Genomic DNA, 22,122 nt, shown 5'->3' with positions numbered 1-22,122 from the left:
ATGACAAGAATAATTGCAATTACAAATCAAAAGGGGGGCGTTGGTAAGACAACAACGAGTATTAATTTAGCTGCAGCTTTGGCAAATACTAAATATCGTGTTCTTCTTATTGATATGGACCCTCAGGCAAATGCAACTCAAGGGATTGGAATTGATCGTGATAATATTGAATTATCAACTTATAATATAATTGTTGAAGAATGTGATATGAAAGATGTCATTGTTCCTTCATATATTGCTAACCTTGATGTAGCACCGGCGAGTATTGATTTGGCTGGTGCAGATTTAGAATTGGCTAATGTAAAATCGGGGCGTGAACAACGATTAAGAAACGCTCTTAATAAAGTAAAGAAAAATTATGATTATGTAATCATTGATTGTCCACCGGCACTAGGGTTATTAAATACTAATGCATTAACAGCATGTGATTCGGTATTGATCCCAGTTCAATGCGAATATTATGCTTTGGAAGGTTTAACACAATTATTAAATACAGTATTATTAACACAAAGTGTGTTTAATCCTAAGCTTACAATTGAAGGGATCCTTTTAACAATGTTAGATCAACGAACTAATTTAGGGGTTGAAGTTTCTCAAGAAGTAAGAAAGTATTTTAAAGAAAAAGTATATAAAACTGTTATACCTAGAAATATTAAATTATCTGAAGCGCCATCTGAGGGATTAGCTATCTTTGATTATGATAATAATTCTGAAGGAGCCCGTTCTTATCGAGAATTTGCAAAAGAGGTGTGTAAACGAAATGCCAAATAATACAACAAAAAAGACTAAAAAAACTACAAATACAAATACAAATTCTAAAAACAAGCGTTTAGGTAAAGGGTTAGATGCTATATTTGGTGGCGATATTACAACTTTAATTGATGATATTGAAAATAATACTCCTGCAAGTAAACAGGTGTTAGTATCGTTAGATGAAATTCGTCCTAATCCATATCAACCAAGAAAATTATTCGATGAAGAAAAGCTTCAAGAATTAGCGGTTTCAATTAAAGAACATGGGGTTTTTCAACCGGTTATTTTAAAAAGTTCTATTCAAGGATATGAAATCGTTGCTGGTGAAAGACGATGTCGTGCGGCGAGAATAGCTGGATTAACAGAAATCCCTGCAATTATTGTTGATTTTACTGATCAGCAAATGATGGAAATTGCTTTGTTGGAAAATATTCAAAGAGAAGACTTAAATTCAATTGAAGAAGCTCGTGCTTATCAACAAATGATGGAAAGACTAGAGCTTACTCAAGAAGAATTAGGTAAGAGAATTGGGAAATCTAGAAGTTATATTGCTAATACTCTTAGATTATTACAATTACCAGATAAAATTCAAAACTACGTTCTTGAAGGTAAAATTACAATGGGGCATGCTCGTTGTTTAATTACGTTATCAAAAGAAAAAGCTGAGAGTATTGCTGATAGATGTATTAATGAAAATTTATCTGTTCGTGATGTTGAAAATATTGTAAAGGGAATTGAATTAGGAAAAACTCGTAAAAATCAACCTAAAGTTGAAAAACCTAAAGAGTATAAATATGTTGAAGATTTATTGCGTAAAAAATTTAGAACAAAAATTAAAGTTGATGATAAAGCTTTAACAATTAAATATACTGATATCAAAGATTTAAATCGAATCTTAGAATTAATGGGTGTTATTGAAGAGAGTTAATATTGGCTAAAACGTGTATCAAATTGGTACACGTTTTAATGTTATAAAATTATTGATTTATTGTATTGCTATTATTAATTAAACTGATTAATAAAGATAAAAAATTTAATAAAAAAAGAAAAAGTTGAAAGAATATTTTAGGACTAAATAAAACATGCTCTTTTATTTATTGAACGTGTTTCTATAACTAGATTTAAATACATAATATATGTCTAAAGATGTATTATTTATTTTTTATAATAATTTATGCTTTGTATTTTTACGAATATTATTACTCCTTTTGAATAATAATATTATTGATCCTAAGTTACCCGCGTGGGCTTAGGACTTTATATTTTTTTAATAAGATTCCAATTTTTAGATAATCCCATTTGATTATATATTTCAGATATTGGTATTGTTTTCAATTTTTAGATAGACTTGTTAATCTACCACTAATTTTATTAAACATGGTATTAAATTCTTCAGGAGGTAATAAAATTTTTGGATATGATTAGGACTGAAAATATATTATTTTTACCACAAATGTGTTGATTCTTATCATTTTTAGGTATTTGTAAATTTTCATGGTAGGGAGTGTTTGAAATCAATTTTTTGCACTTGGCATTATAAATTCTATCATCATGCGCACATAGGTTTCTAAAATAAGCAAGGACTTCAATATATGATGATAAATCTTGTTCCATTATATCCCAATGTTGTGAAACTTCGATACGTTCTTTTTGTTTCATAAGTTTATAAAAGGTAGATAGTCTTGAAAAAGATATGGTGTTAACTAATACCCATAAAGGAACATAACCATGCTTTACTACATAGTGATTTATATAGTCCTTTTTTAAAGTGGCTTGTGCAAGATCCATTTGAATCTTAGAAATTAACTCATTGATATGTTTAGCTCTGTTGCTTACTTTAATTTTTGATGCAGCATCATATTTTATATAATCAAAATTAGAATATCGCATTTAATTTTCAACACCGTGATATTTAGAAAATACATATGAAATTAAGGTCCTCAATGTATTTTCGATTTGTAAAGTGTATTTAAAAATTATAGAACACAATTCTCTATCAAAGCAATATAGTGCGTATAACTCATCGAAAGTAGTACCATTTATAAAATTTTCGTTATTATTTTCATCTCTGCAACAAAATAACTCCTTATAGCCATTTATCACGTTATAATAATTGTGAATGGTCAAAATTTCTTTTGCCATGCTTTCATCATTTATAATCAAATTTCGATTTTTTAAAATTTCAATTTGTTGTTCAAATGTTTTATATTCTCTTATCATAAATATTCTCTTAAAAAATAAAAGTCTCGAGCCCCAACGGGTAACTCGAGATTTTTCGTACTCAAGTAATATACCATTAATTGGGGCAATGTCAATAGTTCAATATGAAGTAATCTATATTTTACTAAACGATTAGTTTTGTTTCTGAAGTCTTGAATCAATTATTATATTTTATGTTTTTGATATGATAAAAAATAGATTTTATGAGGTTAAAAATGAATTATTTTGATATAAAGGAAGTTAATTAGAAATATACGTAAATAAATGAAAGGATAAATATTATTTTCTATTTATAATATAAGTAAGTACCAAGATGGTTGTATTTAAATGATTAATAAAATGATAGCATAAATTTTGCATGGTTACAAATCGTTTATCAATATGATGTATTTTTAGGTGTTTAATGTATTTAAAATATATTTATTTTTAAATAGTTGTTTTCTTATTATACAGATTAGACAAAATTACTGGTTTAATCTTTTTCTTTATTTTAAATTTTTGTAGTAATTCTTGATAGAAAATAAACATAGTTTATAATTAATATATAGAGTTAGGGGAGAAAAAAACAATGATTAAAGGAGTTATTTTTGATTTTGATGGTGTAATTGTTGATAGTGAATATATTTCATATGAATGTTATCGTGATTTTTTAAAAACTTATAATATTATTTTTACAAAAGAGGACTATATAAAATATTGCCCAGGAAAACAATTAATCACAACGATGAATTTCTTTAAAGAATTTTATGATTTAGATATTGATATTGATCAGGCTTGTCAGTATTTTAGAAATAGAGAGCAATACTATCTAGATAAAGATGGTGTACCATTAAAAAAGGAGTTAAAGAATTATTAGATTATCTTGTTAGTAAAAAAATTGCTATCTGTTTGGCCACTTCTAGTGTAGAAAAGCGTGCAATAACAATTTTAGATAATTATCAATTAACAAAATATTTTGATGCTTTTGTTTTTGGGGACGAAGTAAAACGAGGGAAACCATTTCCAGATGTGTTTTTAAAGGCTTGTAAAAAAATTAATGTTCAAAAAAATGAGGCAATAGTAATTGAAGATAGTGAAGCTGGGATCGAGGCAGGTTACAATGCAAAAATTAGAGTGATTTGTATACCAGATATGAAATATCCTGATGATAAATATCAGTTAATGACTTGTAACATTTATAGAGATTTAACAAATATAATAAAATATATTGAAACGGTGGGATAATAATGGATGAATTTTTAAGAGAAATAAATGCTGCTATTTTTTGGCAGTATATTAGAAATTATCAATATGAAAATAATATGCAGGTTACAGTCACTAATGAAACAATTATTATTAAAACAGCATATAGTTATAGTGAAATCAATGCTTATGATCAGCAAATATTTGAATTTAAAGTATCAAATACATATAGTCATGAAGATGAATTTTATTTGCATTTTCAAATGAAAAATATGAAACATGCCCTCGAATTATTTGAGGAGATGTTAGAAATTATCGGAACATTAGTAAATAAACCAAAAACTAAAGTATTATTGTGTTGTAGTGGCGGTTTAACTACTGGTTTTTTTGCAATGAAATTAAATGAAAGTGTTAAAATATTGCAAAAAGATTATTTATTCGAAGCAGTGGCTTTTGATCAGTTATCGACAGTTGCTAAAGATTATGATGTTATTTTATTAGCGCCACAAATTTCTTACCAGCATGCCACCGTTCAAGAACAGTTTCCTAATAAAATAGTTTTAAAAATACCAACTCGAGTTTTTGCAAAATATGATACTAGTAAAATGTTAAATTTGATTGAAAAAACACAGATTAAAGAATATAGAAAAAAACATGAAGTTTTAACGTTAGGTGAAATTACTCGTAAACATGGTGAAATCCTTACTTTGGCTTTAATTAGAAATAGTGTTCGAATTCATATTGGATATCGTTTGTTTGGCCGGGATAATGAAATACTAGAAGATGGTGAAATAATTAAAACTTATCTGACAGTTGATGATATCTGTGATGTTATCGACACAATGATGTTAAAACATAAGCACATTGACGCAATTGCAATTGCTACCCCAGGAATTATAAATAATGGAATTGTTGATACTATGAAAATAGAAGGGATGGTTGATGGTACTGATATTAAAGATGCTTTAAATAAACATTATCGCCAAAAAATAATTCTTTGCAATGATGTTAACTCAGTCGCTGTAGGGTATCACGCTTGTCAAAATAATTATCATAATATTTCAGTAATATTTCAACCAGTTGGAACTAATGCAGGGATAGGAAATATTATTAATGATCAGTTACACGTTGGTAATAACTCATTAAGTGGTGAAGTGCAGTTTATGCCATTAAAGTTATCAAAAAGTCGTTTTGAACTTAATAAAACCGCTGAAGGAACAATTGAACTTTTAACCCAGGAAGTACTTTTATGTATTGTTACAGTTGCTCCTGAGTTAATAGTTATTTGTAATGTTCTTTTTGATTTAGATGAATTAAAAAATGAATTGCTTAAATATTTACCAAAAGATTATTGTCCTAAAATAACAAAAATAGACTATTTGCAAGATTATAGTTTTATTGGAAGTTTTATCTTGGCGATTCGCGAGTGTGGCGATGACAAATAATATATCGAATGAAGGTAGCAAATCACTAACATGCTGATTACTACCTTTTTTGTTTATGAAAAATATTTTCTTAATAAATATTAATATAGCTAAGTTGCATATACAGTTGGTGTTAGTTACTTTATAATAGAAATAGGAGGGAATTTTTATGATCGAAGTAATTGATTTATGTAAAAGATATAATAGTTTTAAAGCAGCAGATAATGTTAGTATAGTTGCCAAGCCGGGGAAAATAACTATTTTACTTGGACCTAATGGGGCTGGTAAGTCAACTACGATAAAAAGTATTGCTAATTTATTAGAATTTGATGGGAAAATAAAAATTTGTGGATACTATAACGATACTGTTGAAGCAAAAAGGTGTTTTGGCTATGTTCCAGAAACACCAGTTTTATACGATGTTTTAACAGTTAAAGAACACATTGATTTTATTGGTAATGCTTACCGAATTAATAATTATCAAAAAATAGCGGATTATTATTTAGATTTGTTTAAATTAAGTGAAAAAAAGAATCGTTTAGCTAAAGAGTTATCTAAAGGAATGAAGCAAAAATTAAGTATGCTATTAGCATTGATGATTAAACCCCAAGCTTTATTAGTGGATGAACCAATGGTAGGATTAGATCCTGCAAGTATTGAAACTGTATTAGAAATATTTAAAACACTCAAAGAACAAGGTTGTGCCATTTTGATTAGCACTCATATTATTGATATTATCAACGATATTTATGATGAAGCTTATATTATGGATAAAGGAAAAATTATTAATCATGTTTGTAAAGAAAATTTACATGATGAAACGCTAAAAGAATATTTCTTTGAAGCAACAGATGGTAAACAAGATGAAACCGTTAATTAAATTGAAAATATTAAAAACTAAAGGTTCTATTCGTGAGTTGTTTGAAAATAAAGCGGCTGGTATTATTATTATATTCACTGGATTAATTTATTTATTAGGATTAGGGACAATGATTGGAAATACTAGTGCATCAATGCAAAATAATCCTTTAGTAAATATTATGATTTTAATCTACATTGGTTTTTTAGCTATTTTGATTTTTTCAACTTTTATGTCATCTAGAAAAGCATTATTTTTTGGTGAAGATGCCTTTTATCTATTTACTGGACCATTTACTAAAACGCAAATCATGACCTATTTAACTTTTCAAAATTTATCTCAATCATTGTATTTAACTTTGATTTGTTTTATGATATTTGTTTTCTTTTCAACGATTGTAACTGTAAGTTTAGGGTTTATGATTTTAACAGCAGTTGTTTCTATGATAGCATTTTTTTGCTTTTTGATATTAAGTGATTATTTATATGTATTATCAATTGGTGATCGTAAATATCGTAAATATTCTAAAATCATCCCAGCAATAATAATAATTCTAGTCCTAGTGGTAGTGGGGCTGGTATATTTACAAACAGGTGATTATAATAATTTATTACTTAATTTGATTAAATCAGATTTATTTTATGTCATTCCAATATTTGGCTGGATCAGATTAATTTTAGTGTCATTTATTGAACAGAATTTTTTAATCACTTTACTAACTTTCTTGTTACTTTTAATTACAACAGTTTTGATTTATTATGCATTTATCAAATATCAAGGTGACTTTTATGAACAAGCCTTACAAGATGGTTTCGAATATCCTAAAGTAATGAAAGCTGCTAAAGAAGGAAATCAAAGATCAATCAGTAATCAAAAAGTAAAAACCAAAATTACTGGTAAATTTAAACAAGGTGCCTGGGCTATCTTGTCAAAAAACTTCTTAATTATGAGAAAAGGAAATGAATTGATCAATAAAAATGATATTGTTACTTTAGGTATATATATTGCAATTACGATATTTTTAAAAGCTGATTTAGAATTATTTATATACTGGGTTATACTTTGGGTATTTACAGCGATTCGACAGTCTGAATTAGCTAGAGATATGAAAAACTATCAAATTTATTTAATTCCTGAAAATCCTTTTAAAAAGCTTCTTGCCGTAACAATACCAACATTTATTAAAGTGTTTGTTTATGCGTTTTTTGCCTTTTTAATAGTTGGCATTTATTACCATCATGGGTTAGGTGTTATAATAACATATTTTATGACTATTTTAGGATATACAGGAATTATCATTAGTGGAACTATCTTATCACTTAAGTTTTTTAAAAATCTTTCTTCAAGTTTTTTTGAGACTATCATGACGATAATTTTGATGATGATAGCAGCAATTCCTAGTACTATAATTTTAGCATTTGTGGTTACTAGTATAGATTCGCAAGTATTGTTAGTACTTGGAAGTTATGTTAGTTTAATTGTGAATTTAGTAATTAGTTTATTAATACTTTATTATTGTCGTGATATGATGAACGGCTGGGAATTGAATGATAAATAATCTTAATAGATAAACTAAAGACTTGTTGGGTTGATTACTATCTAACAAGTCTTAAATATTATTATAATTATAGTTGTTGATGTATTATAAAAAGCTAGATATAATTAATTATCTATAGGAGGAGTTTTATGCATTTTAAAAATGTTAAGGGAATTTTGTCTTCGACAAATGGCATGAATTTATATCGCGGTTGTTTGCATGGCTGCATATATTGTGATTCAAGAAGTGAGTGTTACTGTATGGATCATGATTTTGAGGATGTTGAAGTTAAGGCAAATGCCCTTGAATTATTGGAAAATAATCTTAAAAGAAAACGTTCAAAATGTATGTTGGCTACCGGATCGATGAGTGATCCTTATATTCCTCTTGAAAATGAATTAAAACATGTTCGAAAAGCATTGGAGTTAGCTTATAAATATGGTTTTGGTTTTACTCTAATAACAAAATCAAATCGCGTATTAAGAGATTTGGATTTATTGACAGCGATTAATAATAAAACCAAATGTGTAGTACAAATGACATTGACAACTTGTGATGAAAATTTATGTAAAAAAATCGAACCCAATGTAAGTACAACTAAAGAGCGAGTTGCAGTGTTAAAAAAATTGCATGAAGCAGGCATTCCGACGGTTGTTTGGCTTTGTCCAATTTTACCATTTATTAATGATACTAAAGAAAATATCAAAGGGATCTTAGATTACTGCATTGAAGCTAAAGTCTATGGCATAATTTGTTTTGGCATGGGAGTTACTCTTCGCAAAGGAAACCGAGAATATTTTTATCAACAGTTAGACCACTTATTTCCTGGTATGAAAGAAAAATATATTAAGACCTATGGGGTGAAATACCAGCTAAATAGCCCTAATAACAATGAATTAATGCAATTATTTCATCAAACGTGTCAGGCTAATGGCATAGTTCATGATAATAATCAAATATTTGATTATTTAAAAAAATATGAAAATAAGCATGAAAATATTCAATTAAGTTTGTTTGATGATATCGAATAAAGAACTTTATTTATGAAGTTCTTTTAATTAACAACAATAACATTAATTTTATGCTTTTTACATAATGTTAATAAATTCTCAGGGAGTTCTTGATCTACAATTACGATATCAATATCTTCATAAGAATATACTAAATAATAATTGATTTCATTGAATTTAGTATGATCCATTAATAATACTGTTAAATCAGAACATTTTTGAAATGCTTGTTTTGTTGCAATATCACGTTTAGTCTTTGTTGATACTCCGTTACTATTAAAACCGCTAGCAGAGACAAACAAGATTTCAGCATGTCTTTTAGCTATATAATTAGCAGCATCATTACCGAAAATACTCCCATGTTTATAATTATAAGTGCCACATACCACTTCAACATGATTAGTTTCATCTTTTGATAAGATTTGAGCAATTGAGACATTATTTGTTAAAACGTTCAAATCTTTTTTATTGGCAAGTTCTTGAGCAAGCCAAAGAGTTGTTGAACTAGAATCAATAAAAATATTCATACCATTATCAACTAGCAAGGCGGCTTTTTTTGCTATTTTGATTTTTTCTTCACTGTTCCAATTAGTTCGATAGTCAATAGAAGTAATCATGTGGTCTTGACTAATAAAAGAAGCACCACCATGAGTTCTTTTAAGAAAACCATTTTTTTCTAATTCGTTAAGATCACGTCTAATAGTAGCTAAGCTAACATATAGTTTTTTTGATAACTCTTCTACAGAAATATATCCTTTGTTATTTAAGGTCTCTAAAATTGCATCTTGTCTTTCCTTAGGAATCATATTTTTCTCCTTTTGATTGTTTTCAATCATATTATAGGCTTAAATATGTTTGTTTTTCGATATTATCGCCAAATATTGAAAGAAAAAAAGCAAATCGTATAATTATTAGTGTAAAAAGATAGCGATGGAGGTTATAAAATGATAAAAGGTGTTATTTTTGATTTTGATGGAGTAATTGTTGATAGTGAGTATATTTCGTATGAATGTTATCGAGATTTTCTTGAAAATTATAATATAAGTTTTTCTAAAGATGATTATATTGAACATTGTCCTGGTAAAACATTGGTGACAACAATGAATTTTTTTAAAAAACATTATAATCTTGAATATGATATTGATAATGCATGTGCTTTTTTTCGAGAAAGAGAACAATATTATGTTGATAAAGATGGAGTAGCTTTAAAAGCGGGTATAAAAGATTTAATGAATTACTTAAAAAATAAAGATATTTATATTTGTTTAGCTACTTCTAGTGTTAAAAAAAGAGCTTTAACAATTTTAAATGAACATAAGTTGACAGGTTATTTTGATGATTTTGTTTTTGGTGATGAAGTTGAAAGAAGTAAACCATTTCCTGATGTTTTTTTAACTGCTTGTAAAAAAATTAGTATAAATCCCGAGGATGCTCTTGTTATTGAAGATAGTGAAGCTGGAATCGAAGCGGCTCATAATGCAAAAATAAGTGTTATTTGTATACCAGATATGAAACAGCCTGATCATGAACATTGTTTATTAGCTACAAAGATTTATCCTGATTTATCTTGTGTCAAAGATTATATTGAACAGGTCAATGGAAATGGATGAGTTTTTAAAAGAAATTAATGCTGATATTTTTTGGAAATACATTAAAGCCTATGATTTTAATGAAAATATGCAAGTTAAAGTCGAAGATAAATCGGTAATTATTAAAACGGCGTATAGTCATAGTCAAATTAATTACTATAATATGCAGCTTTTTGAATTTAAAGTGTCTAATACATATTTGCACACTGATGAATTTTATCTACATTTTCAAATGAAAAATATGAAACATGCTTTAGAATTATTTAATGAAATGTTAGAAATAATTCAAACTCTTGTAAATCGACCACAAGTAAAAATATTACTTAGTTGTAGTGGTGGATTAACGACTGGTTTTTTTGCCATGAAATTAAATGAGTGTGCTAAACTTTTTGATAAAGACTTTAAATTTGAAGCAGTTGCTTTTAATAAATTAATAGAGGCAGCAGAGAATTATGATATTATTTTATTGGCACCACAGATTTCATATCAACATGCTTCACTTCAAGAACAACTGCCTAATAAAATAGTATTAAAGATCCCTACACAGGTTTTTGCGAAATATGATGTAAGCAAAATGATTGATTTAATTGAAAAAGTTCAAGTTGCCGAGTATAAAAAAGAACATGAAGTTTTAACATTAGGGGAAATTACTTGTAACCATGGTGAAATATTAACTTTAGTATTGATTAGAAATAGTCTTAGAGTTCATATTGGATATCGTTTATTTGACCGAAATAATAAGGTTCTTGAAGATGGAGAAATAATAAAGAATCATGTTATTATTGAAGATATTTTTGATATTGTCGATACGATGACACTTAAACATACTCATATTGATATTATCTCTATAGCAACGCCAGGAATAATCAATGATGGAATTGTAGATGTTATGAAACTTTCAGGTATGATTGATGGAATTGATCTAAAAAAGGCTTTTGGAAAAAGATATCGCCAAAAGATTATCTTATGTAATGATGTAAATGCTGCAGCTGTAGGGTACCATGCTTGTCAAAATAACTACCATAATATTTCTGTTATTTTTCAACCGGTTAGCACTAATGCTGGAATGGGACATATAGTTAATGATCGACTGCTTGTTGGTAGTCATTCATTAAGTGGTGAGGTACAATTTATGCCGCTAAAGTTATCAAAAAGCCGTTTTGAACTTAATAAAACTGTTAAAGGGACAATTGAACTTTTAGTACATGAGGTTCTTTTGTGTATAGTTACAATAGCTCCTGAATTAGTAGTTATATGTAATTCTCTTTTAGATTTGGATAAGTTAAAAAATGAATTGATTAAATATTTACCTAAAGATTATTGTCCAAAAATAGTCCGGATTGATTATTTACAAGATTATTGTTTTATTGGCAGTTTCATTCTAGCGATAAGAGAATGTAATTAATTATTTTTGATATAATGTTTAAAATTGATGACTTAGAATAACAGTCTGATAAAATCCTCTAGATAAGTAAAATTCGATTAGTATCTATATTATATATTAATTTTGTTTCATCTCATGAAATAAACAGGCAAAAAAAATTTGAAATGCTAAGATATATAAGGATAGAAAATAAGGAGGTCAAATAATATGACAAGAAAATTTCCTGATGGATTTTTATGGGGAGGAGCTACTGCTGCTAATCAAGTAGAAGGTGGCTGGAAAGAAGGCGGAAAAGGAATTTCAGTATCAGATTGTGCTCGTTCGCATTTAGATGTTGATGTTCAAGATTACGCTAAACAAAATGAAATTACTAGTAAGGATATTGAAGAAGCATTAGCTACTGATGATGAATCTTTATATCCAAAACGTCATGGTAGTGATTTTTATCATCATTATAAAGAAGATATTGCAATGTTTGCCCAAATGGGCTTTAAGGTATTTAGATTGTCAATTGCCTGGTCAAGAATTTTTCCTAATGGTGACGATGAAATGCCCAATGAAGAAGGTTTAAAATTTTATGATAATGTATTTGATGAATGTTTAAAATATGGAATCGAACCATTAGTTACAATGTCACATTATGAACCACCACTTAATTTAGTATTGAAATATAATGGCTGGTATAATCGTAAATTAGTTGGATTTTTTGAAAAATTTGTTAAAACAATCTGTACTCGTTACAAAGATAAAGTTAAATATTGGCTAACATTTAATGAAGTCGACAGTATGATTCGTCATCCTTATACAACAGGTGGCTTAGTAAGAGACCGTTTTCCAGAAGATGTGAATTGGAATCAGATTATTTTCCAATCAATGCATCATCAATTTGTAGCTAGTGCCCTTGCAACAAAGATATGTCATGAAATAATTCCTGGTTCAATGGTTGGATGTATGTTGACAAAATTAACTTATTATCCATATTCATGTAAGCCAGAAGATGTATTGCAAGCCCAACAAGATATGCGTAGTACTTATTGTTATAGTGATACTCAAGTATTTGGAGAATATCCAGCGTATTTATTAGCTAAATTTAAAAACGAAGGGGTCGAAATTGTTAAGGAACCTGGTGATGATGAAATCATGAAAAAATATCCAGTTGATTTCGTGTCATTTAGTTATTATTCAAGCAGTTGTGTTGCTAAAGATGATCAGGGTTTAAAGAAAACAGCAGCTAATACAATGACCGCAATTAAAAACCCCTATATTCCAACTAGTGATTGGGGTTGGCAAATTGATCCAATTGGTTTAAGAATTTCAATGGTTGATTTATATGACCGTTATCGTAAACCGCTATTTATTGTTGAAAATGGTTTAGGAGCTAAAGATGAAGTACTACCTGATGGTACAATTGATGATCAATATCGAATTGATTATTTTGATGCTCATTTTAGAGAAATGTTAAATGCTATTGAAATAGATGGAGTTGAATGTTTAGGATATACGTCTTGGGGATGTATTGATTTGGTATCAGAATCAACTAAACAAATGTCTAAACGTTATGGCTTCATTTATGTTGACGTGGATGATTATGGAAATGGTACCTATAAACGAATTCCTAAAAAAAGTTTTTACTGGTATAAAAAAGTTATTGAGACAAATGGTGCTTGTTTGTTTGAAGATTAGAATATCCTTAGGGGTATTCTTTTTTTGTTGATATTTGCTTATTGATGGTTAATTGATGGTTAATTGATGATAGGAATTGATTGTGATATAATCTTTTAAACTATTATAAAGACTATCGTTATAGTTTAAGGAGGACGAAAATGAATAGTGGCCGAATAAAAATGATGACGCAAGGAGCGATGTTAGCGTCGCTATTTGGTGTATTAGGAATTATTAATATGTATACAGGGAGTTTATTTGATGTTCTTTTTACCTATGTAATGGTAGTTATTTTAACTTATTATACGTATATTTATGATTATCAAGCTGGGTTGATTGTCTTGATAACGACATTTTTTGTTTTGTTTTTAGCTGGTGAATTGTTTTTTACTTTTTTTACAAGTTGTACTTTGTTGATGGGAATTTTTTATGGTTATTGTTTAAAACATCAAAAAAGTATTAATTTTAGTAAATATGGTTTAATTTTTATATCAGCTATAAAAAATATAGTTGTTTTTTTTATTCTTAGTGGTCTGCTTGGAATTGATGTTATCAAAGAAGGGCTAGAAATTTATCAAGGAATTATTAATGTGATACCTTTTTTACAGGGAATATTAAACCCGATAGTTATGTTTGTAGTTTTATGGATTTTAATGATTATTTGTGAATCCTACATTATTAGGGTGTATTCTGGGTTATTGATAGTTAAAATGATGAAAAGAAAATAAAATTCATGTATAATGATATTACTAATAAGGTGGTGGGTTTAGTGACTGTAAAGATGACAAGATTAAAAAATTTTGTAGAAATACTTTTGGTAATTGAAGGTTTTTTTGCATTATTTTTATATGTTTTTGTATCAAATAACTTCTTGCTCTTTTTGATTTATGTTTGGATTAAAAATTTAATAGTTTTTGGATTCATTATTTATGCAACAAGTATTCATAGTGAAAATAATTTAAGTGTTAGTGAGGCGTTAAATGATGAGGCTAAGAATGCATTTATTTTTGGTGGTATTGGTTTAATACAATATGATGAAAATCGTAATATTACATGGATCAGTGATTTATTTATTGAATTGCAATTAAATATTGTTGGTAAAAAATTATTGGAATGGCAACCACTTTTAGCTTCGTTGTTTGAAGATGATGATATAAAAGTTATTGATATAAATTCAAGAAAATATGAGGTATATAATAGTAAGGAAAAAAGGCTGCTATATTTAAAAGATGTTACTGATTATATTACTATTAGTAAAGAATATACTGATCAGCAAATTGCTGTTGCCTATATCACTGTTGATAATTATGAAGAATCTATTGAACAGGCTGATGAACAAACATCGGCATCAATTCAATCAACAACTAGGCAAATAATACTTGATTGGGCTAAAGAAAATGGTGTTGTTTTGAAACGTTATAAAAGTGATGGGTATATTGCAATATTTAATGAAAGAACTTATCGCAAACAGGTAGAAGATAAATTTAGAATTTTGGACGGTTTTAAAAAACAGGCTGAACAGTTAGGTCAAGTAATGACTCTTTCAATTGGAATTGGTCGTGGTAGTAATATATTAAGAGAGTTAGATCAAATGGCTTTTTCAGCACTTTCTCTTTCTTATTCACGTGGTGGCGATCAAGTAACTGTTAAATCTAGCGATGAACCAATCCGTTATTTTGGTGGAAATAGTGAAAGTTATGAAAAATCAAATAAAATTCGGGCTCGAGTTATTGCTCAAACTTTAGCTGGATTAATTAAGCAGGCTGATAATGTATTTATTATGGGACATAAACAATCAGACTTTGATTCATTTGGGGCTTCGATTGGAATGTATGCATTAGCTAAAGCTTATGATAAAGAAACTAGAATAATTATTGACTATGATTCTTTAGAAGAAAAAACTGGTGCTGTTGCTAAAAGCTTACAAAATGTTGAAAAATATCGAGGTGTATTTATTTTGCCACAGCGAGTACACGATTTTATTCATGAAAAGAGTCTATTGATATGTGTTGATAATCATAAACCATCGCTGGCAATTGATAGTGATGTTTTAGATTTGATTCAAAATAAAGTTGTTATCGACCATCACCGTCGTGGTGAAGAATTTATCGATTTGCCACTACTTACATATTTGGAACCATCAGCGTCTTCAACAGTTGAGTTAATTGTTGAATTGTTTGACTATCAAAAAGAAACAGTTCCTGTAACTGAACGTGAAGCAACGATTATGTATACTGGAATGTTAATTGATACTAATTATTTTAAAACACGTGTTGGAACAAGAACTTTCCAGGCAGCTGCTCGTTTAAAAGAAATGCAAGCTAATGTTAGTCAGGCTTATAAATATCTAGAAGATGATTATGATACTACAGTGACAAAATTATCGATCACCCAAACTGCATATCGCTATGGGCAAAATATCTTGATTGCATATGGAAGACAAGATAAAATATATAGTCGTACTTTATTGGCTAAAGCTGGTAATGAGTTGCTTGGTATTAGTGGTATCAAAGCAGTCTTTATTGTAGGTCGAACGGCGAAAGAAGAAGTTTCTATTAGTGCTCGTAGTAGTACTGATATAAATGTTCAGCTAATAATGGAAAAAATGGGTGGCGGAGGTCATTTTTCAATGGCAGCCTGCCAATTAAAATATGAAGATATTACAATTGTAATTAATTTATTAGAAGAAGCAATTAATGAATATTTAGATGAAAGGACGAATGATTAATGAAAGTTATTTTATTACAAGATGTTAGAAAGTTAGGAAAAAAAGGTGATATTGTAAAAGTTGCTGATGGATATGGTCAAAATTATTTGATTAAAAATAAATTAGCAGTATTAGAAACTAATGCAACTCGTAAAGTTGTTGAAAATGAAAAACAATTAGCACACGAAGAAGATTTAAAAAGACAAGATGACGCTAAACAATTAGCAAAAAGATTAGAAGATATAACATTAGAATTTTCTTTAAAATCAGGTAAAGATGGTAAGACTTTTGGTAGTGTTTCAACAAAACAGATTGTTGAGCAACTACGGGAAAAATATGATATTAAAATTGATAAAAGAAAATTCATCGATGCTCATCCAATTGGAGCATTAGGATACACAAAATTAAAAGTTGATTTATATAAAGGTATCATTGCAACAATTACTGTTCATTTAAAAGAACAATAGGAGAAAAATATGGCTGGTCGTGAATATCCTCATGATATTGTAGCAGAAAGATCGCTACTAGGAGTAATGCTGATTTCTAAAGATAAGTGTATTAATATTTTAAATAAAGCAGTTGAAGAGGACTTTTATGAAGATAGTCATCGAGCAATTTTTAAAGCTATGGCCGCTTTAAATGATGCGGGAACAGCTGTTGATGTTACTACTGTGACATCTTATTTATTAGATCATGGCTTACTTGAAAAAAGTGGTGGTGTCGATTATTTATTACGTTTAAGTGAATCGGTTCCTACCGTGTCTCATAGTGATCATTATTTAAAAATTTTGCATAATAAAGCAACGTTACGAAAAATAATTCGAGAAACAACTAGAATTGCTGAAGAAGCTTATGGTGACGTTGATGATATTGATGAATTTATCGATGATACTGAAAAAACAATTTTAAAAGTTACTCAAGAACGTAGTGCCGGGGAATTTAGAGATATTCGCGGTGTAATTAGAAGTGTCACTGATCGTTTGAATTTATTACAAAAAATTGATGGTAATATTTCAGGGGTTAAATCTGGTTTTAGAGACTTGGATAAAATAACCTCAGGATTTCAAAAAGGTGATTTGATAATTTTAGCAGCTCGTCCTGCAATGGGAAAAACAGCTTTTGCTTTAAATATTGCCCATAATGCTGCATTTAAATCAGAAGAACCAGTAGCAATATTTTCACTAGAAATGCCTGCTGAACAGTTAGTACAAAGAATCATCTGTTCAATGGGTGGTATTGAAGGTTCTTCAATTAGAACTGGTGAAATTTTAAAGACTAATGCTAATAAATATTATGCTGCTGCAGAGCGAGTATCTAAATGTAATATGTATATTGATGATAGTCCGGGAATTAAGATCAATGATATTGTAGCTAAAAGTCGAAAATTAAAAAGTGAACATGGTTTAAAATTAATCGTGATCGATTATTTACAGTTAATTACATCATCATCAAAAAATCGTGAAAATAGACAACAAGAAGTATCTGAAATATCACGTACTTTAAAAGCTTTAGCCAGAGAATTAGAAGTACCGGTAATTTCACTTTCACAGTTATCTCGTTCGGTTGAACAACGTCCTAACAAACGGCCAATGATGTCGGATTTAAGAGAGTCTGGGGCAATTGAACAGGACGCTGATATTGTATCTTTTATCTATCGTGAAGATTATTATAAAGATCCAAGTGAACAAACAGAAAATAGCGGTTTAACAGAAATTATTATTGCTAAACATCGTAATGGAGCAACGGGAGAAGTTAATTTAGCGTTTGAAAAGAATTATAGTCGCTTTTCAGATTTAGCACATGTTGGTCCAGATGGTACTAGTGAAGGCGTTCGCGATTTAAGAAGTTAGGAGGAAAATAAATGTATCATTTATATCGAGATGGCTGGATAGAAGTAATCTGTGGATGTATGTTTGCTGGTAAGACTGAAGAATTAATTCGGCGCATTAATGTTTTAAGTTATGCCAAAAAAGATATCATGGTTTTTAAACCTAAAATTGATAATCGCTATTCTGATAGTGAGATTGTTTCTTATTCAGGAGCACATGTTCCTTGTTTAGTAGTTGAAAAAGCCAAAGATATATTAAAAAAGATTACATCTGATGTAGAAGTAGTTGCGATTGATGAAGTTCAATTCTTTGATCAAGATATTATCGAAGTTTGTGAATATTTGGCTGATAAAGGAATTCGAGTAATGGTAGCTGGATTAGACAAAGACTTTAGAGGTGAGTCATTTGGTGTTATGCCCGAGTTGCTTACACGAGCTGAATTTGTAACTAAATTAACAGCAATTTGTGCTAAATGTGGTTCTCCGGCTACTAGAACGCAACGATTAATTAATGGTAAACCAGCTTCTTTTGAAGATCCAATTGTTTTAGTTGGGGCTAAAGACCATTATGAACCACGTTGTCGTCATTGTCATAAGGTTTATGATAAACCACATAAATTTTAGAAATAAAAATATCAGGAAAAATCCTGATATTTTTGATAGCTAAAAATAAAGACAAGTTACGGCGGTAACTTGTCTTTGGTTTCTATGATTAAAGGGAGGGTAGTTTTCTTACTACACCTATATAATAAAATAGCTTAGTGAACTGAATGTGAACAAATAAAAATAATTATCAAAAAAAATAGCGATTGATTCGCATAAATTTATTTTGCTTATTTATAATGTTTATTATATAATAGGATAGGTTTGGAGGTATAAATCATGAATGAAAGCATGTTAGAACGATTAAAAGCAATGGAAAATAGATATGAAGAATTAAGTCATATGTTAATGGATCCTGATATAGGTAGTGATATCAAAAAAATGACTGATGTTACTAAAGAACAAGCCTCACTTCAAAGTGCTTACGATTTATATCAGGAGTATAAAAAAGTTACTACAGGAATCGAAGAAGCTAAGGAATTAGTTAAAGAAAATGATCCTGAAATAAAAGAAATGGCAAAGATGGAATTAGAAGAATTAGAGGGGAAATTACCTGATATTATTCATCGCTTAGAATTAGAATTAATTCCTAAAGATCCAAATGATAATAAAGATGTAATTATGGAAATCCGTGGTGCAGCTGGTGGTGATGAAGGAAATATTTTCGCTGGTGACCTATATCGGATGTATGTTAAGTACGCAGAATCACAAGGTTGGAAAATTGAAGTTATGGAAGCTGATGCTGCTGAAGCTGGTGGTTATTCATTAATTTCATTTATGGTAAAAGGTGAAGATGTTTACGGAAAATTAAAATTTGAATCAGGATCACACCGTGTTCAAAGAGTTCCTAAGACTGAAACGCAAGGACGTGTTCATACATCAACAGCAACTGTATTAGTTATGCCAGAAGTTGAAGAAGTAGATGTTGAAATCAATAAAAATGATTTAAGAATTGATACATATCGTGCAAGTGGTGCTGGTGGACAACATATCAATAAAACTGATTCAGCAGTAAGAATTACCCATATTCCAACAGGAATTGTTGCTGCTAGTCAAGATGGCCGCTCTCAACATGATAATAAAGATAAAGCGATGAAAGCTTTAATTGCTCGTATTTATGATTATTATCAACAACAACAAGATCAACAAGTAGATAGTGAACGTAAAAGTAAAATTGGTACCGGTGATCGTGCCGAAAAGATTAGAACTTATAATTATCCACAAAATCGTGTTACTGACCATCGTATCGGTCTTACTATCCAACAGTTAGATCGTATAATGGAAGGTAAATTAGACGATATTATTACAGCTTTAATCAATGAAGATCAACGTTTAAAAATGGAAGGACAACATTAATGGCAACAGTAAAACAATTAATTAATGAAGCAGAAAGTAAACTGGATGCCGAGTATAAAGATGTTAACGTTGCTAAAGTTTTATTTTATCATTTAGCTAATAAAGAACCTCATGAATTATATTTAATGTATGATGAAGAAGTTGATCCTGAATTAGAAGCTAAATTTTTAGCTGGAATGGAAGAGTATTATCAAGGACGACCAATTCAATATATTAAAGGGGTAGAAACATTTTTTGGGCGTGACTTTAAAGTCAATGAGGATGTTTTAATTCCTCGTTATGAAACAGAAGAATTAGTAGAAAATATTTTGTATCATATTGATGATTATTTTAGTGACTATCAAACAATAGATTTATGTGATGTTGGTACTGGTAGTGGCGCCATTGCAATTAGTTTAGCGTTAGAAGAACCACGAACAAATGTTTATGCTAGTGATATTTCTAGTAAAGCTATCGAAGTCGCTAAAGAAAATGCAGCTAATTTAGGCGCAAATGTTAATTTTATGGTTGGAGATTTATTGGAACCATTATTAGAAAAAGAAATTAAAGTTGATATTTTTGTTTCTAATCCGCCATATATTCCTAATAATCAAGAGATAGAAGCAATGGTAAAAGATAATGAACCTCATGTGGCTTTATTTGGTGGTAATGATGGATTGTATTTTTATCGCCGAATTTTTAAAGAGGTAAAACCATTATTAAAAGATCGGGCTTTATTAGCATTTGAAATGGGATTTGATCAACGTGAATTAATGGAAGAAGCTTTACAAACATATTTCCCTGATGATCGCCATGAGATAATTAAAGATATTAATGGTAAAGATCGAATGTTATTTATTTATCATAATTTAAAGTAAACCTATTAGAATCAATTTCTAATAGGTTTTAATTTTATAAATAATTATTTAAAATTTTAATACTTTTTTACTAATATAATCTTCAACATCTTTAATTTGCATATTTAAGCTGGCGGCAATTTCTTCATGGAAAAGATTTTTAGCTAATTGGTAGTATTTATTTTCATAACTATGATTTTCTTTTCTTTTTTTACGGATATAAATGGATTTGATGATTTTAATTAAATCAACTTCATCAAAAGTTGCTATTGTTTTTTGATAAATTTCCTGGCGAAAACGATCATTTTCGATTTGTAAAGTTCGAATATAAGGAATACGTTCAATGACTTCATTGATGTTATCAATCGATGGGACTCTTTTTATAATACTTGTTGAATCAACATTAATTGTATGGGGGTTAATTAATGAAGATAAGGTATAGTAGAATTGATTTACTAGCATAACTTGATAAACATGATAATCATTTACAATTACAAAATCATTAATTTTATACATTTTTACTTTCCTCGCTATTATTAATTGTATTGATAATAAATGGAACAACCTGGTCTGGTTCAATATTTAAGATTGTTGAAAATTCATCATCTAATATTTTTTCGCAGGTATCTAAAAATTGTTGATCTTGAACATGAAAATTCTTGCCAAGTTTTAACTGCTTTTCACGTTGTAGATATAATATTTTAATTAATTTTACTAATTGTTCATGATTGCCATTAACGATTATATTATTATATTTTTGTTTGCGAACATTTTTATCTTCAATCCAGATAGTTTCGTTATCAGGCATTGCTTTAATTAACTTATAAATAGCTTCTTTAGATAATACTTGCCGCATTTTTAAAACAGCCTGCTTATTATCAATAGGTATAAAAATAGTAATATGATGGTCCTGGGGAGCAAGGACATAATACTTTTTTTCTTCTCCTTTTATTTTTCGAGTTACTATATCTGTAATAGTACAAACCTCTTCACGGACATATAAAAAATAATCACCAATTTGATACATTGATAAGCCTCCTTTCAAAATAAAAGTGTAGTTTGCAACTGGACTTATGTTCAAACAAACTACACGTTAGCTATTTTAATTTTATCATTTAAAAATAAAAATTTCATACGAAAATTTAAAAAAAGATTTACTGTAATGGTTGCAA

21 protein-coding genes and 1 pseudogene are annotated in these 22,122 nt (G+C 28.9%); 18 read left to right on the top strand and 4 right to left on the bottom strand.

What is annotated here, in order from left to right; genetic code table 11:
• Together B5E92_RS01480 and B5E92_RS01475 are read left to right on the top strand one after the other, a co-directional pair.
• The gene (locus tag B5E92_RS01480; RefSeq protein WP_087298650.1) at nucleotides 1-771 is read left to right on the top strand and encodes a ParA family protein; all 771 of its coding nucleotides are present in this window, start codon (nucleotides 1-3) and stop codon (nucleotides 769-771) included.
• Nucleotides 761-1,681 (top strand): ParB/RepB/Spo0J family partition protein, encoded by a 921-nt coding sequence (locus B5E92_RS01475; RefSeq protein WP_087298649.1) that lies wholly within the window; start codon nucleotides 761-763, stop codon nucleotides 1,679-1,681. Before B5E92_RS01480 ends, B5E92_RS01475 begins: the two co-directional genes overlap by 11 nt.
• 464 nt (nucleotides 1,682-2,145) lie before the next feature.
• On the opposite strand, the pseudogene B5E92_RS01470 reads toward B5E92_RS01475, so the two are convergent.
• Nucleotides 2,146-2,895, bottom strand: a pseudogene (locus B5E92_RS01470) (Abi family protein).
• A gap of 646 nt (nucleotides 2,896-3,541) precedes the next feature.
• Here B5E92_RS01470 and B5E92_RS15885 point away from each other — a divergent pair.
• The 6 genes from B5E92_RS15885 (at nucleotide 3,542) to B5E92_RS01435 (ending at nucleotide 9,006) form a co-directional block, all read left to right on the top strand.
• Nucleotides 3,542-3,829 carry an HAD hydrolase-like protein gene (locus B5E92_RS15885; protein ID WP_087298646.1) on the top strand — a complete coding sequence of 96 codons (288 nt, stop codon included), beginning with the start codon at nucleotides 3,542-3,544 and terminating at the stop codon, nucleotides 3,827-3,829.
• Nucleotides 3,802-4,197, top strand: a complete 396-nt coding sequence (locus tag B5E92_RS15880) for an HAD family phosphatase (RefSeq protein ID WP_087298645.1) — start codon at nucleotides 3,802-3,804, stop codon at nucleotides 4,195-4,197. Before B5E92_RS15885 ends, B5E92_RS15880 begins: the two co-directional genes overlap by 28 nt.
• Nucleotides 4,198-4,199: 2 nt before the next feature.
• Nucleotides 4,200-5,600 (top strand): ROK family protein, encoded by a 1,401-nt coding sequence (locus B5E92_RS01450; RefSeq protein WP_087298644.1) that lies wholly within the window; start codon nucleotides 4,200-4,202, stop codon nucleotides 5,598-5,600.
• Nucleotides 5,601-5,748: 148 nt separating this feature from the next.
• Nucleotides 5,749-6,459, top strand: coding sequence for an ABC transporter ATP-binding protein (locus B5E92_RS01445; protein WP_087298643.1), 711 nt, complete (start codon nucleotides 5,749-5,751; stop codon nucleotides 6,457-6,459).
• Nucleotides 6,443-7,996 carry a putative ABC exporter domain-containing protein gene (locus B5E92_RS01440; RefSeq protein ID WP_239406369.1) on the top strand — a complete coding sequence of 518 codons (1,554 nt, stop codon included), beginning with the start codon at nucleotides 6,443-6,445 and terminating at the stop codon, nucleotides 7,994-7,996. Before B5E92_RS01445 ends, B5E92_RS01440 begins: the two co-directional genes overlap by 17 nt.
• 128 nt (nucleotides 7,997-8,124) lie before the next feature.
• Nucleotides 8,125-9,006, top strand: coding sequence for a radical SAM protein (locus B5E92_RS01435; protein ID WP_087298641.1), 882 nt, complete (start codon nucleotides 8,125-8,127; stop codon nucleotides 9,004-9,006).
• Between the two features lie 23 nt (nucleotides 9,007-9,029).
• On the opposite strand, the gene B5E92_RS01430 is transcribed toward B5E92_RS01435, so the two are convergent.
• Nucleotides 9,030-9,791: a DeoR/GlpR family DNA-binding transcription regulator gene (locus B5E92_RS01430; protein WP_158095177.1), complete on the bottom strand. Its 762-nt coding sequence runs from the start codon at nucleotides 9,789-9,791 to the stop codon at nucleotides 9,030-9,032.
• Nucleotides 9,792-9,929: 138 nt separating this feature from the next.
• Here B5E92_RS01430 and B5E92_RS01425 point away from each other — a divergent pair, with 138 nt between their 5' ends.
• From B5E92_RS01425 to prmC, 10 genes are all read left to right on the top strand, one after another.
• Nucleotides 9,930-10,595, top strand: a complete 666-nt coding sequence (locus B5E92_RS01425; protein WP_087298639.1) for an HAD family phosphatase — start codon at nucleotides 9,930-9,932, stop codon at nucleotides 10,593-10,595.
• Complete coding sequence (locus B5E92_RS01420) at nucleotides 10,588-11,979, top strand: ROK family protein (RefSeq protein ID WP_158095176.1); 1,392 nt, start codon at nucleotides 10,588-10,590, stop codon at nucleotides 11,977-11,979. Before B5E92_RS01425 ends, B5E92_RS01420 begins: the two co-directional genes overlap by 8 nt.
• A gap of 186 nt (nucleotides 11,980-12,165) precedes the next feature.
• Entirely contained in the window at nucleotides 12,166-13,641 is a 1,476-nt protein-coding gene (gene ascB, locus B5E92_RS01415) for a 6-phospho-beta-glucosidase (protein ID WP_087298637.1), read from the top strand.
• 140 nt (nucleotides 13,642-13,781) lie between these two features.
• Nucleotides 13,782-14,348 (top strand): DUF2232 domain-containing protein, encoded by a 567-nt coding sequence (locus B5E92_RS01410; RefSeq protein WP_087298636.1) that lies wholly within the window; start codon nucleotides 13,782-13,784, stop codon nucleotides 14,346-14,348.
• A gap of 41 nt (nucleotides 14,349-14,389) precedes the next feature.
• The gene (locus B5E92_RS01405; protein ID WP_087298635.1) at nucleotides 14,390-16,348 is read left to right on the top strand and encodes a DHH family phosphoesterase; all 1,959 of its coding nucleotides are present in this window, start codon (nucleotides 14,390-14,392) and stop codon (nucleotides 16,346-16,348) included.
• The gene (gene rplI / locus B5E92_RS01400; RefSeq protein ID WP_087298634.1) at nucleotides 16,348-16,794 is read left to right on the top strand and encodes a 50S ribosomal protein L9; all 447 of its coding nucleotides are present in this window, start codon (nucleotides 16,348-16,350) and stop codon (nucleotides 16,792-16,794) included. The genes B5E92_RS01405 and rplI overlap by 1 nt, the downstream gene beginning before the upstream one ends.
• 9 nt (nucleotides 16,795-16,803) lie before the next feature.
• A complete protein-coding gene (gene dnaB, locus B5E92_RS01395) occupies nucleotides 16,804-18,177 on the top strand; it encodes a replicative DNA helicase (protein ID WP_087298633.1) in 1,374 nt (457 codons plus the stop codon).
• 11 nt (nucleotides 18,178-18,188) lie between these two features.
• Complete coding sequence (locus B5E92_RS01390) at nucleotides 18,189-18,779, top strand: thymidine kinase (protein ID WP_087298632.1); 591 nt, start codon at nucleotides 18,189-18,191, stop codon at nucleotides 18,777-18,779.
• Between the two features lie 258 nt (nucleotides 18,780-19,037).
• Nucleotides 19,038-20,114 carry a peptide chain release factor 1 gene (gene prfA / locus B5E92_RS01385; RefSeq protein WP_087298631.1) on the top strand — a complete coding sequence of 359 codons (1,077 nt, stop codon included), beginning with the start codon at nucleotides 19,038-19,040 and terminating at the stop codon, nucleotides 20,112-20,114.
• On the top strand, nucleotides 20,114-20,971 hold the full coding sequence (gene prmC / locus B5E92_RS01380; protein ID WP_087298630.1) for a peptide chain release factor N(5)-glutamine methyltransferase: 858 nt from the start codon (nucleotides 20,114-20,116) through the stop codon (nucleotides 20,969-20,971). The genes prfA and prmC overlap by 1 nt, the downstream gene beginning before the upstream one ends.
• 48 nt (nucleotides 20,972-21,019) lie before the next feature.
• Here prmC and B5E92_RS01375 read toward each other — a convergent pair whose 3' ends face one another.
• Complete coding sequence (locus B5E92_RS01375; RefSeq protein ID WP_087298629.1) at nucleotides 21,020-21,466, bottom strand: hypothetical protein; 447 nt, start codon at nucleotides 21,464-21,466, stop codon at nucleotides 21,020-21,022.
• Nucleotides 21,459-21,977, bottom strand: a complete 519-nt coding sequence (locus B5E92_RS01370; RefSeq protein WP_087298628.1) for a CarD family transcriptional regulator — start codon at nucleotides 21,975-21,977, stop codon at nucleotides 21,459-21,461. The genes B5E92_RS01375 and B5E92_RS01370 overlap by 8 nt, the downstream gene beginning before the upstream one ends.
• Nucleotides 21,978-22,122 lie beyond the last annotated feature (145 nt).

The organism is Erysipelatoclostridium sp. An15, from assembly GCF_002160675.1.
Lineage (GTDB): Bacteria > Bacillota_I > Bacilli_A > Erysipelotrichales > Coprobacillaceae > Thomasclavelia > Thomasclavelia merdavium.
The sequence above is the reverse complement of the archived record's forward strand: the minus strand, read 5'-3'. Positions and strand labels throughout refer to the sequence as shown.